We start from the raw sequence: 15,983 nt of genomic DNA, 5'->3' as shown, positions 1-15,983 counted from the left end.
GTACGGGCCGGAGAAGCCGGTCCGTAAGGGCCCGTACTGGATGTGTCAGATGTCACCGTCCGGTCACGCATCGAGCGCGCGAGACTGTGTCCGGGGGCTTGTGTGAACGATCACCCACTACCTAAGGTCCTCTGCAGCAAGCGCTTTCATAATTCGATCTAGCCGTTCGAGGAGCCCCCTCCATGTCCGCCCAGCCCCGTCGCCTCCGTGTCGCCGTCGTCGGTACCGGAGGCATCGTCAGCGGCAGTCATCTGACAGCGCTGCGGGCCCACGCCGACCGGACCGAGCTGGTCGCCGCCGTCGAGATCGACCCGGACCGGCTCGAAGCGTTCCGCGGGCTCGCGGGTGGTCACGTCGCCGGCTACACGGATCTCGGCGGCATGCTCGACGCCGAGCGCCCCGACCTCGTCCTGATCGGCACTCCGCCGTCCCTGCACCGCGACCAGACGGTGGCTGCGCTGAAGTCGGGCGCCTGGGTGCTGTGCGAGAAGCCGCTGTGCCTCTCCCTCGCCGAGTACGACGACATCGCCGCGGCCGAGCAGGCCTCCGGGGCATACGCTTCGGCGGTCTTCCAGCACCGCTACGGCTCCGGCGCCGTGCACGCCCGCGAACTGATCACGAGCGGCGAGCTCGGCGCCCCGCTGGTCGCCCACTGCCAGACCACCTGGCACCGCGACAGCGAGTACTACGCGGTGCCATGGCGCGGCCGCTGGGCCACCGAGGGCGGCGGCCCGACCATGGGCCACGGCATCCACCAGTACGACCTCCTGCTGCACCTGCTCGGCGAGTGGACCGAGGTGCGGGCCATGGCGTCCCGGCTGGTCCACGACACCGAGAGCGAGGACGTCTCGACGGCGCTGGTGCGCTTCGCGAACGGCGCCCTCGCCACTGTGGTCAACAGCGTCGTGTCCCCGCACGAGGTGAGCCGCATCCGCATCGACTGCGCCAACGCGACGGTCGAGCTCACCCACCTGTACGGCCACAGCAACGACGACTGGGTGTACACCGCCGCCCCGCACATCCCCGCCCAGCGCACCGCATCCTGGCGCACGCCCGCGGCCGACGTACCGAGCTCGCACGCCGCACAGCTCGGCGCCCTCCTCGACGCCTACGAAGCGGGCGTACGGCCCCCGGGCAGCGGAACCGACGCACGCAGCACCATGGAATTCGCAGCAGCCCTCTACAAGGCCGCCTTCACGGGGGCGCCGGTGCACGCGGGCGAGATCGTCGAAGGCGACCCCTACTACACGGCCATGCACGGAAACCACCCCGACTGGAGCCCCGCGCGATGACCATCAAGCTGATCCACACCCAGGGCGAGCACCTCTCGGTCGAGGCCGGCGGCGTCGAACTGCTGCGGTACGTGTACCGGCCCGACCCGGTCGCCTTCGAGTCCCGCAAGCCGTACATCCACCCGCTGCGCACCCTCGCCGGACACCAGGTCACTGGCTACCGGCCCAACGACCACCGCTGGCACAAGGGCCTGCAGATGACCGCCAGCCATCTGTCGGGGCAGAACTTCTGGGGCGGCAACAGCTACATCCACGGCGAGGGCTACCAGGAGCTGCCCGAGCGGGTCGGCTCGATGCGCCACGACGGGTTCCCCGTCCTCGCGCTGGAGGACGACCGCTTCACCCTCGCCGAGGACCTCACCTGGGTCGCGAACGGCGGTCAGGAGTGGGCCCGTGAGCAGCGCGGCATCACCGTCCACTCGGTCGACCAGGAGGCGGGCGCCTGGGCCCTGGACTGGACGATCAAGCTCACCAACATCCGTGAAGAACCGCTGCACTTCGGCTCCCCGACGACCGCGGGCCGCGAGATGGCCGGCTACACCGGGCTGCAGTGGCGCGGCCCCCGCGACTTCACCGGTGGCGCCGTCTTCGGCCCCGAAGGACCCGACCGCGCGGAGGGCGCGGACGCGGGCAAGCTGATGGGCACCCAGGGCCCCTGGCTCGCCTTCACCGCCGAACGCGACGACGTCGACGCCCACTCGACGCTGGTCTTCGCCCATGCGCCGGAGAACCTCGAGTCCACCGCGATCCACGCGTCACACTGGTTCGTACGCTCGGAACCGATCCCGACCGTCGCGTTCTCCTGGGCGTTCTTCGAGGAGTTCGCGCTTCCGCCCGGCGAGTCCTTCACCTACCGCTACCGGGTGGTCGTCGCGGACGGCGCATGGGACCGCGACCGGGTCGCCGCCTATCTGGAGGCCCTGCCATGGTGAACTCCGGCCCGGTGAACCCCACGCCGCTGAGCCCGGCTCTGCCGCGCCCTCTGCCGGGAGCCGTGGGCCTGTCGCACCTGAGCGCCTACGACTGGGAGGCCGCGGACGGCGTGTGCGGCGGAAGCCCGCATCTGCACCTCGTGTGCACCGAGGCGTACGTCGTCACGGGCGGCCGGGGAGCGGTCCAGACCCTCAGCCCGGCCGGGTACCGGGAGACACCGCTGGAGCCCGGCTCCGTCGCGTGGTTCACACCGGGCACCGTGCACCGCATGGTGCAGGGCGGCAGACTGCGGATCACCGTGCTGATGCAGAACAGCGGCCTGCCGGAGGCCGGTGACGCCGTCTTCACGTTCCCGCCCGAGGTGCTCGCCGACCCCGAGCGGTACGCGGCCGCCGCGGCGCTGCCCGCAAAGACCGGCCCCGAGGCGGAGCAGGCGGCCCGGCGCCGCCGGGACCTGGCCATCGAGGGCTACCTCGTTCTGCGCGAGGCCCTCGAGAAGGGCGACAACGGCCCGTACCTGGAGTTCCAGCGGGCCGCGGCCCGGCTCGTACGCGCCAAGGTGCCCGCCTGGCGCGAGCTGTGGCGGGCCGGTGCACTTGCCGCGGCCGAGCGCACCGGCGCGCAGCTCGACGCTCTCGAATCCGGCGATCCGGCCTACCTCACCGACGCGGACGCGTACGACGCCGGGCCGACCCGGCACGGCGGCTACGGCATGTGCGGCCGCCGCGACGAATACGAGCTGCCGGGCACGACGCTGCCGTACCGCGGCGAGTAGTCGGCGGAGCGGCCCCGGGCGCGGTGCGCGGTACGAAGGGGCTGCGCCCAAGGCCCGTCGGCGAAGGGCTGCGCCCAGGGCCGCCGGCCCGCGTCACAGCCGGCAGTACGTGCCGGGCCGCCCCGAACCGCGCGGCCCGTTCCGGCTCCTGCGTCCCATCACCTTGAGCCCGGCTCCCAGGGCCGTCATCCCCACCGCGCCCGCCCCGGCCAGCAGGGTCTGGGTGCTGGAGCCGGTGTCCGTGCACCGTGATGACGTACTGGAAGGTGTCGCCGGGCCGGACCCAGACAGTGGATCGCGGCCTCCCGGCCTCGCGGCGAGACGGAAGTGAGTCCGTCGTCGCGCGGGGTACCCGGGGCCGCATGACAGCACATGACACGGCCATCGCGGCCACGAACCCCGTGCTGAGCGGCATCGCCCCGTTCCTGGTGGGCGTGGTCATCGTCGCCGTACTCATCGCCGCCGTCTGGCTCGGCATCAGGGTGCGGAACCGGGAGTCCGCCCCGCCGCGCCCCGAGGAGCAGCCGCGACCTCCTGCGTCGGGGCCCGTTCGCGAGGCTTCCGAGAGCCGGGAGCCGGATGAGGTGCCCAGGGGAGACACGCGGCTCACGCCCCATGAGTCGCCCGGCTTCGGCAACGTCGGCGGCAAACGGGGCGGGGATCAGCGGCGCAGGCGCTGGAGCGGCGGTTCCAGTGGGGGTTTCGGAAGCGGCGGCCACGGCAGCAAGCCATGAGGACGGCCACTTGTCGTGCGTCGAGCTGGGCGACGGTGCGCTCGGCCGCGGCCAGCGCGCCGACCCGCCACAGCTCGCGCCAGGCGCCCAAGCTGCGTACTGGAAATCCATGGATATAGCATCAAAACGGGGCAAAACCATGGTTGTAGCCGTGGTCGTTTGAAACGGGACCGCCAGGGGACACGGTCCCGGGTTGAGGGGCCACCGACCGTGACCCCCTGGAGCGACGGGGCCAGCAGCCACCTGGGAGGACGCCATGGCCATACCCGGACCGATTCGCTCATGGCCCGTCCTGCGGCAGCTCACCGGAACCGATCCCTCGGGCCGCGGCAGCTCCGTCACCTCCCACCGCACCCAGACCTTGCGCCCGCGCACCGCCACGGCCGACCGGGTCGCCAAGAGTGTCTGCCCGTACTGCGCGGTCGGCTGCGGGCAGCAGGTGTACGTCAAGGGCGACAAGGTCGTACAGATCGAGGGCGACCCCGACTCGCCCGTCAGCCGCGGGCGGCTCTGCCCGAAGGGCTCGGCCAGCCTCCAGCTCACCACCGGTCCGTCGCGCCGCCACCAGGTGCTCTACCGCCGCCCCTACGGCACCGACTGGGAGCCCCTCGACCTGGAGACGGCCATGGACATGGTCGCCGACCGGGTCGTCGAAACGCGCCGCCGCACCTGGGAGTGGGAGCACGACGGCCTGCGCACCGCTCGCACCCTCGGCATCGCCAGCCTCGGCGGGGCCACCCTCGACAACGAGGAGAACTACCTGATCAAGAAGCTGCTGACCGGACTCGGCGTGGTCCAGGTGGAGAACCAGGCGCGGGTCTGCCACAGCTCCACGGTCGCCGGACTCGGCGCCTCGTTCGGCCGCGGCGGCGCCACCACGTTCATGCAGGACCAGCAGCACTCCGACTGCATCGTCATCCAGGGCTCCAACTACGCCGAGGCCCACCCGGTCGGCTTCCAGTGGGTCATGGAGGCCAAGGCGCGCGGCGCCCGCATCATCCACGTCGACCCGCGCTTCACCCGCACCAGCGCGCTCGCCGACCTGTACGTGCCGATCCGGGCGGGCACCGACATCGCCTTTCTCGGCGGGATCATCAACCACGTGCTGACCGAGGAGAAGGACTTCCGCGAGTACGTCCTCGCGTACACCAACGCCGCCACGCTCGTCAGCGAAGACTTCCGCGACACGGAGGACCTCGACGGCGTCTTCTCCGGCCTGGATCCGGACCGCCACCACTACGACCCGCGCAGCTGGCAGTACGAGAACACCGAGGTGCAGCAGCCGATCGGCGCGGTCGACGAGCAGTACGAGTGGCATCAGCCCGCCGGCGACAGCCACGACCGGGTCCACGCGGCCGGCGGCGCCGAGACCCACGGCTCCGGAGGCCCCCGGGCCGCGGCACGCCCCGAGCGCGACGAGACGCTCCAGCACCCCCGCTGCGTGTACCAGATCCTCAAGCGCCACTACGCCCGCTACACGCCCGAGATGGTCGAGAAGATCTGCGGCGTCCCCCGCGCAACGTTCCTGCGGGTCTGCGACGAGCTCACCGCCAACTCCGGCCCCGACCGGACCAGTTCCTTCGCCTACGCGGTCGGCTGGACCCAGCACACCACCGGCGCACAGTACATCCGGGCCGCGAGCATCCTGCAGCTGCTGCTCGGCAACATCGGCCGCCCCGGCGGCGGCATCCAGGCGCTGCGCGGCCACGCCTCCATCCAGGGCTCCAGCGACATCCCGACGCTGTTCAACCTGCTGCCCGGCTATCTGCCCATGCCGCACGCCCACGCGCATGAGGACCTCGACTCCTTCATCCGGGCCTCCCGCACGGACAAGGGCTTCTGGGGCAACATGCGCGCCTACTTCGTAAGCCTCCTCAAGGCGTACTACGGCGACGCGGCCACGCCCGAGAACGACTTCTGCTTCGACCATCTGCCGCGGCTCACCGGCTCGCACAGTACGTACGAGACGGTCGCCACCATGCTCGACGGCGTCTGCAAGGGCTACTTCCTGATGGGTGAGAACCCGGCCGTCGGCTCCGCCAACACCCGGCTGCAGCGGCTCGCCATGTCCCACCTCGACTGGCTCGTCGTGCGGGACTTCTCGCTCATCGAGTCCGCGACCTGGTGGAAGGACGGCCCCGAGATCGAGACGGGCGAGCTACGCACCGAGGACATCGGCACGGAGGTGTTCTTCTTCCCGGCCGCCGCGCACACCGAGAAGTCCGGGTCCTTCACCAACACCAACAGGTGGGTGCAGTGGCACGAGGCGGCCGTGGAGCCCGAGGGCGACGCGCGCAGCGATCTGTGGTTCATGTACCACCTCGGGCGCCGCATCAAGGAGCGGCTGGCCGGCTCCACCGACCCGATGGATCAGCCGATCAAGGACCTGACCTGGGACTACCCGGTGGACGGCGTGCTGCGGGAGCCGGTGGCGGCCGCCGTGCTCGGCGAGATCAACGGCCACGGCCCGGACGGCGCACCCCTCAGCTCCTACACCGAACTCAAGGACGACGGATCCACGAACTGCGGCTGCTGGATCTACTGCGGGATCTTCGCCGACGGCGTCAACCAGGCCGCCCGCCGCAAGCCGCACACGGAGCAGGACTGGGTCGCCGCCGAATGGGCCTGGGCCTGGCCCGCCAACCGCCGCATCCTCTACAACCGGGCCTCCGCCGCCCCCGACGGCAGGCCCTGGAGCGAACGCAAGGCCTACGTCTGGTGGGACGAGGCCGCCGGGAAGTGGACCGGGCACGACAACCCCGACTTCCTGCCCGACCGCCCGCCGGGCTACGTACCTCCCGACGACGCCACCGGGCCCGACGCGCTGCGCGGCGACGACCCGTTCATCATGCAGGCCGACGGCAAGGGCTGGCTCTACGCCCCCGCAGGCCTGGAGGACGGACCCCTGCCCACGCACTACGAACCGCAGGACTCGCCGTTCGGCAACGCCCTGTATCCCGAGACTCCTCGGTCGCCGGTACGGGAGTTGCTGAGGCGCGAGGGCAACCGGTACCACCCCAGCGGCGACGAACCGGGCGCCGACGTCTATCCGTACGTCGTCACCACGCACCGGCTGACCGAGCACTTCACCGCGGGCGGAATGAGCCGCTGGACACCCCATCTCGCCGAGCTGCAACCGGAGTTCTTCTGCGAGGTCTCCCCGGCGCTCGCGGCCGAGCGCGGGCTGGAGAACGGCGGCTGGGCGACCATCGTGAGCGCCCGGGGGGCCGTCGAGGCCCGGGTGCTGGTGACCGAGCGGATCAGGCCGCTGACCGTGCACGGGCGCACGGTGCACCAGATCGGCCTGCCCTTCCACTGGGGTCCCAACGGCACCGTCCCGGGCGACGCCGCCAACGAACTCGTCGCCATCGCCCTCGACCCCAACGCCCACATCCAGGAGGACAAGGCGCTGACCGCGGACATCCGGGCCGGCCGCCGCCCGCGCGGGCCCGACCTGCCGCTGCTGGTCGCCGAGTACCGGCGGCGGGCCGGCATCACCGACACCACCGGAACGGAGGCCCGGACATGACCGAAGCGCCCGAAGCGCCTACCGCGTCCGAAGCCCCAGAGCGGGTGGGGTTCTTCACCGACACCTCGGTCTGCATCGGCTGCAAGGCCTGCGAGGTGGCGTGCAAGGAGTGGAACGCCATCCCGGAGGACGGCCTCTCCCTCACCGGTATGTCGTACGACAACACAGGGGGACTCGGGGCGTCGACCTGGCGGCATGTCGCGTTCATCGAGCAGAAGGTGCCGGCTCGGGTTCCGGCCCCCGAGGGGCGCACCCAACTGCCGCTCGTCGCAGGGGAACCCGCTGCTGCCGAGCCCTCAGGTGACGGGGACGGCGAGGTTCGCTGGCTGATGTCCTCGGACGTCTGCAAGCACTGCACCCACGCCGCCTGCCTGGACGTCTGCCCGACCGGCTCGCTGTTCCGCACCGAGTTCGGCACGGTCGTCGTCCAGGAGGACATCTGCAACGGCTGCGGCTACTGCGTACCCGCCTGCCCCTACGGCGTGATCGAGCAGCGGCAGGACGACGGCCGCGCCTTCAAGTGCACCATGTGCTACGACCGTCTCGGCACCGGCCTGGAACCCGCCTGCGCCAAGGCGTGCCCGACCGACTCCATCCAGTTCGGGCCCCTGGACGAGCTGCGCGAGCGAGCCGCGCTCCGCGTCGACGAACTGCACAAGGCGGGTGTAGCGGACGCCCGGCTCTACGGCCATGACCCGGACGACGGGGTCGGCGGCGACGGTGCGTTCTTCCTGCTGCTCGACGAGCCGGAGGTGTACGGGCTGCCACCCGACCCGGTGGTCACCACGCGCGACCTTCCGGCCATGTGGAAGCACGCGGGCGCGGCCGCGCTGTCCCTCGCGGGCGGCTTCCTCGCGTCGTTCGCGCTGCCCGCACTGGCGGGGAGGAGGGCGAGGCGGTGAGCGGTTCCGACGTCACCAGGGACGGGGTTCGCGGGGAGCGGCCCGGGCGCGAGGCCGCCCCGGAGGCCCTGCAGGGAACCAAGGGCGGGAGGCGCCGACGGGGCGAGGAACTCATGGTGCCCCGGGCCGAGTTCCGCTCGTACTACGGCAGGCCCGTCATCAAGGCCCCCGCCTGGTCGCCCCGCGACATCGCCGGGTACTTCTTCCTGGGCGGGCTCGCGGGAGCCGGATCCGTGCTGGCCGCCGGGGCGCACCTCACGGGCCGTACGACCACCGCGACCGCCATGAAGATCTCCTCCCTCGCGGCCGTCTCGCTCTCGGCCACCGCCCTCGTGCACGACCTGGGCAAGCCCGAGCGGTTCGTGAACATGCTGCGCGTGTTCAAACCGACCTCGCCCATGAGCGTCGGCTCGTGGCTGCTCGCCGCCTACGGGCCCGCCGCCGGAGCGGCCGCCGCGAGTGCAGTGACCGGGAGGCTGCCCCGCGCCGGAGCGGCGGCGACCGGCGCGGCGGCGCTCCTGGGGCCGGGCGTCGCCACGTACACGGGGGTGCTGGCGGCGGACACGGCGGTACCCGCCTGGCACGGCGCGCACCGCGAACTGCCCTACCTGTTCGGCGCATCCGCGACCGCCGCCGCGGCCGGGATGGCCCTCGTGGCAGGCCCCACCCGGGAGAACGCCCCGGCCCGCTGCGCCGGCGTCCTGGCGGCCGCCGCCGAGAGCGCGATCAGGAGGGCCGCCGAACGGCGCCTCGGCATGATCGCCGAGACTTACCGGACAGGGCGGGCCGGTGCCCTCCTGAAGAGCGCCGAGCTGCTGAGCGCCTCGGGGGCCGCGCTCGCTGCGCTGCGCGGCGGCCGCAGCCGCGCCGCTGCCGCCGTCGGCGGGATCGCCCTGCTGACCGGCTCCGCGGCCGTGCGCTTCGGCGTGTTCGCCGCGGGGATCGCCTCGGCCGAGGACCCTGCGTACACGGTCGTCCCGCAGAGGGAGGCCAAGGCCGCGAGGCAGGAGGCCGAGGCAGGCGGGGACTGACCGCGTGGCCTTCGGCCCAGGCGGGGGCTGACCGCGGGGCCTCGGCCCGCGCGGATTGCCGCGCCCGCGGCCACACCTCGTACCGGCGAGGATGCGGGACGTTACCTGAGTGGTGACCGAGGTGCCGGGTACATGGTGGGCATGAAGCTAACAAACGTGGACAACATGCCCCTGCGTACGCCGACGTCCGTCCGGGTCGCCCCCCTGGTGACCGGGCTGTTCGCTGCCGCGGCCCTGGTCTGGGTGGTACGGATGAGCCTCAGAAACCGGCGACGTACACCCGGGGCAGCCCGGGCCTCTCGGTCCGAGGGCCCACGCGTGACCGCCGAAGACGAAGGCCCGCTGGACCTCTGGGAGGTACGCGAGCCGGACGAGGTACCCACCGACCGCGGACGCCTCATGCCGTACGAACTCGGCCGCACGCCCAACAGGCGCAGCACGGCCCAGTACCGCAGACGCTGGAGCATCGGCTCCAGCGGCGGGTTCGGCAGCGGCGGCATCGGCCGCACGGGATGAGCGGCTGCATGCGTGCCGCCAGCTGCATGCGTGGCGCCTGCCGGGGTACTCCGGGCGCATGGCTGGTATCGAACTCAAGAGCGCCGCGTTCTCGGATCACGCGGTGATCCCGCGGCGGTACGCGAAAGAGGGCGACGACGTCTCGCCGCCTCTGACCTGGTCCGGAGTGCCGGACGACGCGGCGGAGCTGGCCGTGCTCTGCGAAGATCCCGACGCGCCGTCGGGGACCTTCGTCCACTGGCTGGTGACCGGGATTGATCCCCGCATCGACGGTCTCGACACCGGCGAGACGAAGCCCGGCCACGCTCATCGCAACGGCTACGGAGGCTTGGGCTGGGGCGGCCCGAACCCGCCGAGGGGAGACAAGGCGCACCGCTACTTCTTCCGGCTGTACGCCCTCCCGGCGCCGGTGTCGCTCCCCGACGACGCGACCGCCGACGACATCCATGGCGTGCTCGACCGTCAGCAACTGGCCAGCGGCACGCTGGTCGGGCTCTATCAGCGCTGACAACCCGACTGCGTGTACCGCCGCGGGATCACGGGTGATCTCGCGGCGGCTGCCGGCTCATCCTTGGTCACTGCCGCTGCAGCACCGCCAGCACGTCGTCGTCCGTCACCTGCTCGAAGTCCTCGTACCAGAGCCCGACCGCCGTGAAGGGGCTGGGCCGGTCCAGGCACACGACGTCGTCGGCCTCGTGGCGCAGGAGGCCGAACGCCTCCGGTGAACACACCGGGACCGCCAGAGCGATGCGCTCGGGGTGCCGTTGGTGCAGCGAACGCAGCGCGGCCCGGGCCGTGACGCCGGTGGCGACCCCGTCGTCGACGACGACGGCCGTGTGGCCTTCCAATTCGAGGGCAGGCCTGCCCTGGCGGTACAGCCCCTCACGCCGGCGCAGTTCCTCGCGCTCGCGTGCGACCACGGGGGCCAGCTCCACCTCGGTCAGGCCGAGCTGGTCCAGCGTCCGCTTGTCGAAGAGCGGCGCATCGTCGCCGGCGATGGCGCCCACCCCCAGCTCCGGCTGGAAGGGTGCCCCGATCTTGCGGGCGACGAGCACGTCGAGCGGGGCCTGGAGCGCCCGCGCGACCTCCTCGGCCACGATGACGCCGCCGCGTGGCAGGGCCAGAACGACCGGCTCCGGCAGAGCACCCTTCTCCTGCAGTACCCGGAGCCGTTCGGCCAGTATCTGGCCGGCCTCCCTCCGGTCACGGAATTGCATGGACTCCACTCCTTCCGAGTGCTACTCCTGAGCGCGTCCCCCGTCGGGGGCTACTGCTGTGCGCGTCCCCCGTCGTGGCCCGGGTCCGCCTCCGGTGGCCGTCCCATGGCGCCGAACCAGTCCGCGGCGGCGACGGCGACCTGGTCCAGCGTTCCGGGCTCCTCGAAGAGATGGGTCGCTCCCTCGATCACCTGCAGCCGGCTGGGGGCGCGCAGCTTGGCCTGTGCTTCACGATTCAGCTGGAGTACGACCTCGTCGCGGCCGCCCACGAGCAGCAGGACAGGCGCCTGAACCTGTTGCAGCGCCTGGTCTCCGGCGAGGTCGGGACGGCCGCCCCGCGAGACCACGGCACGGACGAACTCGGGCCGTTCAGCGGCGGTGACCAGCGCGGCGGCTGCGCCCGTGCTCGCGCCGAACAGGCCCAGCGGCAGATCACTCGACCGGGCCGCCAGCCAGTCCACCGCGCCGGTCAGCCGCCGGCCGAGCAGGGCGATGTCGAACCGGTGGACGCCGGTGATCGCGTCCTCGGCCTCCTCGTCTGGCGTCAGCAGGTCGAACAGCAGCGTGCCGAGGCCGGCCTCGCGGAGCGTGGCGGCGACGGCCTGGTTGCGCGGGCTGTGGCGGGAGCTGCCGCTGCCATGGGCGAAGAGCACGACGCCGGTGGCGTCGTCCGGCACGGTCAGGTCTCCCGCGAGAGACACCTCGCCGCTCGTCACAGCCACGGGTGTGGACAGCATGAGACCTCCCGGTCCTCTCGGGTCCGATACCGGGCATGCATCGAGTACCCCGAGTGCGGCGGCTATGCGGGTTTGGCCGCGCGGCGCACGGCTACCCGCCAGGAACCGCGGGCCCGCACCGTCGCAGGCCCGCGAAGCGTCTGCGGATGTCTGTGGAAGGAGGGGCGCTGTGTCGTACACAGCGGCGGACCGGGCGACGGATCAGGGGAGCGGGGTCACCGCCGGGGACGACGAGACTTCGGCCCGGCGGGCCGAGATCGCTGGGGACGATGAGACTCCGGCCCGGCGGGCCGAGATCGCCGGGCGGCCGGAAGCGGATGCGGTCGGGCAGGATTCGACCGCCGTCGGCCACGTTGAGGCTGCTGCTAGGTCGGCTGCTGCTCGGTCTGCTGCTCGGAGGGATCGGGCAGGACTCCGGCATGACGAGTCCGGGGGGAGCCCGGGCCGAGGTCGGGCAGCCGCGGGTGCGGGCACGGGTGACGCCGCGGCGGGTGTGGGCCGGGACGAGGCCGCGGCGCGTGCGGGCGGCGATCAGGCCGCGGCGGGCGCGGGCCAGGATCAGGCCGCCGCGGGTGCCTGTGCGGGCCGCGACCAGGCCGCCGCAGGGACAAGGCCGGCCGCCGGGGCGAGGCCGGGCCGGCAGAAGGCGCTCAGCCGACCGGAGGCAGTGAGCCGGCAGGAGGCCGTCAGCCGGCAGGACCTCGTCCGATTTCTGGAGGATCGCTTCGCCTGCGCGCAGGCCTGCACCGAATGCGCCCGCTTGTGCGCGCTGCAGGCGAGCCTGACGAGCGCGGGCCCGGACACCGGCGCCGAGCCTGATGCCGTCGACGACCCGGGCGCGGAGGAGCTGCGCCGCAGGGCCATGTCGTGCGCGACGGTGTGCGACGAGGTTTGCCGGACGCTCTCCGAGGACGTGAGCCAGGACGAGTGCGAGCTGCGCTTCCAGCTCGAAAGGTGCATGTCGGTCACGCTGGACTGCGCGCAGCTGCTCGACCGCCACCCGGGGGCGGAGACCTGCGCCGAGGCATGTCGCCGCTGTGCGCGCACCTGCGCGGACTTCCTTTCCACGCTCGGCTGATCCACGCTCGGCTGACTCCCGCGCACGCGACCATTCCCTATTTCTGAAACGAGTTCTACTGTGTGCGCCGTCAGGTCCGGGTCAACGAGCCAGGGAGACCAGGAGGCGCCGTGCACCTTGAATACACGCCTGAGCAGCAGCGGTTGCGCGTCGAACTGCGTGCGTACTTCACCGGTCTTGTCCCCGACACGGCCCATGCCCGGTACGCCGAACCGGCGGCCCAGAAGCGGTTCTACCGGCAGACGATCCGCCGCCTCGGCGCGGACGGCTGGCTCGGCGTGGGCTGGCCGAAGGAGTACGGCGGCCGCGGCCTCACGCCCATGGAGCAGTTCATCTTCTTCGACGAGGCCGCCCAGGCGGGCGTACCCCTGCCCTTGATGGCCCTCAACACGGTCGGGCCGACGATCATGCAGTTCGGCACCGATGAGCAGAAGGCCTACTTCCTGCCGAAGATCCTCTCCGGCGAGATCGACTTCGCGATCGGCTACAGCGAACCCGAAGCCGGGACCGATCTCGCAGCGCTGAAGACCCGGGCCGTCCGCGAGGGCGACGAATACGTCGTGAACGGCCAGAAGATCTGGACCACCAACGGCGACACCGCCGACTGGGTCTGGCTGGCCGTGCGTACCGACCCCGACGCGCCACCGCACAAGGGCATCACCATGCTGCTGGTGCCGACGTCCGACCCCGGCTACTCGTGCACCGTCATCAACACCCTCGCCTCGCACGACACCACGGCCAGCTACTACGAGAACATCCGCGTCCCCATCTCCCGCCGCGTCGGTGACGAGAACAAGGGCTGGCGGCTCATCACCAACCAGCTCAACCACGAGCGCGTCACCCTCGCCGCACACGGCACCATGGCGATCCGCGCCCTGCACGACGTACAGCGCTGGGCCATGGACACCAAGCTCGCCGACGGCCGCCGCGTCATCGACCTCGGCTGGGTGCGCCACCGCCTCGCCCAGACCCACACCAAGTTGGACGCGATGAAGCTCATGAACTGGCAGATGGTGAACGCTGTCCAGGAGAGCAGGCTGACACCCCAGGACGCCTCCGCCGTCAAGGTCTACGGCTCCGAGGCGCGCCGCGACGCGTACGCATGGCTGATGGAGGTCGTGGGGGCGGCCGGAGCCCTGAAAGAGGGATCCGCGGGCGCCGTCCTCCACGGCGAACTGGAGCGCGGCTACCGATCCGCCGTGATCTTCACCTTCGGCGGCGGCAACAACGAGATCCAGCGCGAAATCATCTCCTGGATCGGCCTGGGGATGCCGCGCGTACGCCGTTGACTTCGTGTGACGAGGATTTTTAGTTGGCATAAAAGCGGGATAGTTGGCACCGGTCAGAGTACGCGTCCTGGCAGGTGATGGACTCAGCTTGTCATCCTCGGGCCCCACTGACCTGCTATTTCCTCAGGGACGCTGAACTCTGGCCGCGCGGCGAGTGCGGGTTTCCTCCTCGACGACCGCGCGTACGGAGACGTGGAGGGGCCGATTCTGGTCGCAGGCTGTTGCGAGTTGTGTCCCGTAGAGGCCGAGGCGTCGGCGTGGGCGGAATCGCTCGCTTCGGCCGACGTCGGCTTCGTGGAGTGCACTGGTGCGGGAGGTGAGCAGTCGTGCGTCTCCTCCTCTTCCACGCTCCTCGGCGACGATGGGGCACTGTGGGGCTTCGGCCCGTGTGACGTCGCTCCAGACGATGATCGAGGCGATGCGGGGATCTGCTGTGGCGCGCATAAACACGAGGCCAGGGAGCTCTTCGAAGAGGCGGGACCAGTGGTTGAAGCCGCACACAACCAAGCCCTGCGCGCCCTCGCCGTCGCCTTCTACGACCCCCGCCAGGCCGACGACGAAATCGATCTGGCCCACCAGCTCCTTGCCAACCTCGACCTGAGTGCCACCACCGTCAACGCGGCCATCGCCACCCTGATCCGTGACGCAGGAAATCCCGCGCTCGACGACCGCATTCACAACCTGCGCGCCGAACTCGACATCGCCGGCCTCACCTCCGTGATCCCCACCCTCGAACTCGCCGCAGCGTTCCACCGGGCCGTACTCGACGACCACGACGCTCTTGCCGCCACCCTTTCCCGGCTGCGGGAACAGACCCAGAACGGCGACTACGCCTACTACGTTGACATCGCCCACTACATGGCCGACCTGCCCCTGTCACACGTGTCCGGCGCCCGCTGGCTCGACGGCGAACCAACCACCCGTCAGCGGTGGCGCGCCCTGGCCACCGCCCGCCGCAACCACCTGGGCCTCGACCATCCATGAACCAGTAGAGCAGCAGGCACCCCACACTCAAGACCTCTGCCGTGACACGCGTCCGGCGATCGTCTGACCAGCGCGCATAGGGCTGCGGCCCGCGAACACCTGGTGTGTTCGCGGGTCGCAGCCATGCAGGCGGGCAAAGCTCAGATGGCGTCCGGGTCGACGCCCTGCGTACGGGCAAGAGCGAACAGAACTCGTTCGATCGTGTCCAGACGCTGGGTGATCGGCCGTTCCCCCGGCGTGCCGACGGCATCGGCGAGGGCGTCAATATCCGCCTCCAGGTCCCGCAGCCGCTCGTCGTGCGTCGCCGTCGCGTTTTCCATACCCACCATGCTGAACACCGTCTGCGGCTGGCGCCGCAGACCCGCCGGGCCGAAGGTCAGGTCGGGTTCAGTGGAGTGATGCCGGTGCCCGCGTACAGCTCGGGTTCCAGCGACAGGACAGTGAGTGGTTCCCCCGCCTTCACCGCCTGCCAGGCGATCGCTGCCGCGTGCGCCACCGGCCAGTCGACGTTTCGCCAGTCCATCGCATCCACCGCGTGTGCCGCGGTGAACGTCATGTTCTCCGCGAACCGCAGGGACGCCGCGTGCTTGCCGGCACCGGCGAGCTGCCGTTCGGCGGCCAGCATGGACAGCGACGGGATGATGACTCGGCCAGTGCCACGCGAGGCCTCGACGTAGAGGCCGGTGTAGAAGGGATCCGCACGGAACAGGGCGGCCAGAGCGGTGTGGTCCAGGACGGCCGTCAGGTTCATGCGGCGGCGCCGCCCTGATGGGCGCGGATCGTCGCCCAGGCGTCCTGGCCGGCCTGCTGGACCTGCTCGGTGTACTCGATGCCGAGCTCACGGGCAGCCTCAAAAGCCCGCTGCTCCCGCTCGGCAGCCGTCAGCTCCCGAGTAGCGAGGTCTTCCAGCAGCTCCGTGATGGTGGTGCCGCGCTCCTCCGCGAGGATGCGCAGCCGGTCGCGCAC

General features: G+C 71.4%; 17 protein-coding genes. 12 read left to right on the top strand and 5 right to left on the bottom strand.

What is annotated here, in order from left to right:
* The first annotated feature begins 182 nt into the window (after window positions 1–182).
* The 9 genes from STSP_RS01480 to STSP_RS01440 all read left to right on the top strand — a co-directional run bounded on the left by STSP_RS01480 (window position 183) and on the right by STSP_RS01440 (window position 10,220).
* The gene (locus STSP_RS01480; RefSeq protein ID WP_067270913.1) at window positions 183–1,292 is read left to right on the top strand and encodes a Gfo/Idh/MocA family protein; all 1,110 of its coding nucleotides are present in this window, start codon (window positions 183–185) and stop codon (window positions 1,290–1,292) included.
* A complete protein-coding gene (locus STSP_RS01475; RefSeq protein ID WP_067270910.1) occupies window positions 1,289–2,224 on the top strand; it encodes a DUF6807 domain-containing protein in 936 nt (311 codons plus the stop codon). Before STSP_RS01480 ends, STSP_RS01475 begins: the two co-directional genes overlap by 4 nt.
* Window positions 2,218–3,000 carry a cupin domain-containing protein gene (locus tag STSP_RS01470; protein ID WP_067270909.1) on the top strand — a complete coding sequence of 261 codons (783 nt, stop codon included), beginning with the start codon at window positions 2,218–2,220 and terminating at the stop codon, window positions 2,998–3,000. The genes STSP_RS01475 and STSP_RS01470 overlap by 7 nt, the downstream gene beginning before the upstream one ends.
* A gap of 362 nt (window positions 3,001–3,362) precedes the next feature.
* Entirely contained in the window at window positions 3,363–3,734 is a 372-nt protein-coding gene (locus STSP_RS01465) for a DUF6479 family protein (protein WP_067270946.1), read from the top strand.
* A gap of 256 nt (window positions 3,735–3,990) precedes the next feature.
* On the top strand, window positions 3,991–7,263 hold the full coding sequence (gene fdh / locus STSP_RS01460) for a formate dehydrogenase (RefSeq protein ID WP_067270907.1): 3,273 nt from the start codon (window positions 3,991–3,993) through the stop codon (window positions 7,261–7,263).
* Entirely contained in the window at window positions 7,260–8,165 is a 906-nt protein-coding gene (locus tag STSP_RS01455) for a 4Fe-4S dicluster domain-containing protein (RefSeq protein ID WP_067270905.1), read from the top strand. Before fdh ends, STSP_RS01455 begins: the two co-directional genes overlap by 4 nt.
* Complete coding sequence (gene nrfD / locus STSP_RS01450; protein ID WP_232789482.1) at window positions 8,162–9,196, top strand: NrfD/PsrC family molybdoenzyme membrane anchor subunit; 1,035 nt, start codon at window positions 8,162–8,164, stop codon at window positions 9,194–9,196. Before STSP_RS01455 ends, nrfD begins: the two co-directional genes overlap by 4 nt.
* Window positions 9,197–9,328: 132 nt before the next feature.
* A complete protein-coding gene (locus tag STSP_RS01445) occupies window positions 9,329–9,712 on the top strand; it encodes a DUF6479 family protein (protein WP_332835344.1) in 384 nt (127 codons plus the stop codon).
* 58 nt (window positions 9,713–9,770) lie between these two features.
* Window positions 9,771–10,220 (top strand): YbhB/YbcL family Raf kinase inhibitor-like protein, encoded by a 450-nt coding sequence (locus STSP_RS01440; RefSeq protein WP_067270903.1) that lies wholly within the window; start codon window positions 9,771–9,773, stop codon window positions 10,218–10,220.
* 67 nt (window positions 10,221–10,287) lie between these two features.
* Here the strand turns inward: STSP_RS01440 and STSP_RS01435 are convergent, their stop codons facing one another.
* Both STSP_RS01435 and STSP_RS01430 read right to left on the bottom strand, forming a co-directional pair.
* Complete coding sequence (locus STSP_RS01435) at window positions 10,288–10,929, bottom strand: phosphoribosyltransferase (protein WP_067270938.1); 642 nt, start codon at window positions 10,927–10,929, stop codon at window positions 10,288–10,290.
* A 50-nt stretch (window positions 10,930–10,979) separates the two neighbouring features.
* Window positions 10,980–11,666, bottom strand: coding sequence for a dienelactone hydrolase family protein (locus tag STSP_RS01430; protein ID WP_067270901.1), 687 nt, complete (start codon window positions 11,664–11,666; stop codon window positions 10,980–10,982).
* A 667-nt stretch (window positions 11,667–12,333) separates the two neighbouring features.
* Here STSP_RS01430 and STSP_RS01425 point away from each other — a divergent pair.
* The 3 genes from STSP_RS01425 (at window position 12,334) to STSP_RS01415 (ending at window position 15,017) form a co-directional block, all read left to right on the top strand.
* Entirely contained in the window at window positions 12,334–12,744 is a 411-nt protein-coding gene (locus tag STSP_RS01425; RefSeq protein WP_067270936.1) for a four-helix bundle copper-binding protein, read from the top strand.
* Window positions 12,745–12,854: 110 nt separating this feature from the next.
* Window positions 12,855–14,033: an acyl-CoA dehydrogenase family protein gene (locus STSP_RS01420; protein WP_067270898.1), complete on the top strand. Its 1,179-nt coding sequence runs from the start codon at window positions 12,855–12,857 to the stop codon at window positions 14,031–14,033.
* A 483-nt stretch (window positions 14,034–14,516) separates the two neighbouring features.
* Complete coding sequence (locus STSP_RS01415) at window positions 14,517–15,017, top strand: hypothetical protein (protein ID WP_067270896.1); 501 nt, start codon at window positions 14,517–14,519, stop codon at window positions 15,015–15,017.
* 140 nt (window positions 15,018–15,157) lie between these two features.
* Here the strand turns inward: STSP_RS01415 and STSP_RS01410 are convergent, their stop codons facing one another.
* Genes STSP_RS01410 through STSP_RS01400 form a run of 3 tightly spaced genes read right to left on the bottom strand, consistent with a single transcriptional unit; the run spans window position 15,158 to window position 15,983 of the window.
* Window positions 15,158–15,346, bottom strand: a complete 189-nt coding sequence (locus STSP_RS01410; protein ID WP_232789481.1) for a hypothetical protein — start codon at window positions 15,344–15,346, stop codon at window positions 15,158–15,160.
* Window positions 15,347–15,393: 47 nt separating this feature from the next.
* Entirely contained in the window at window positions 15,394–15,768 is a 375-nt protein-coding gene (locus STSP_RS01405) for a PIN domain-containing protein (RefSeq protein WP_067270892.1), read from the bottom strand.
* Window positions 15,765–15,983, bottom strand: a complete 219-nt coding sequence (locus STSP_RS01400; RefSeq protein WP_067270889.1) for a hypothetical protein — start codon at window positions 15,981–15,983, stop codon at window positions 15,765–15,767. Before STSP_RS01400 ends, STSP_RS01405 begins: the two co-directional genes overlap by 4 nt.

The organism is Streptomyces jeddahensis, from assembly GCF_001642995.1.
Classification (GTDB): Bacteria; Actinomycetota; Actinomycetes; order Streptomycetales; family Streptomycetaceae; genus Streptomyces; species Streptomyces jeddahensis.
Note: the sequence above shows the minus strand (reverse complement) of the source record. Positions and strands in the feature narration are given on the sequence as shown.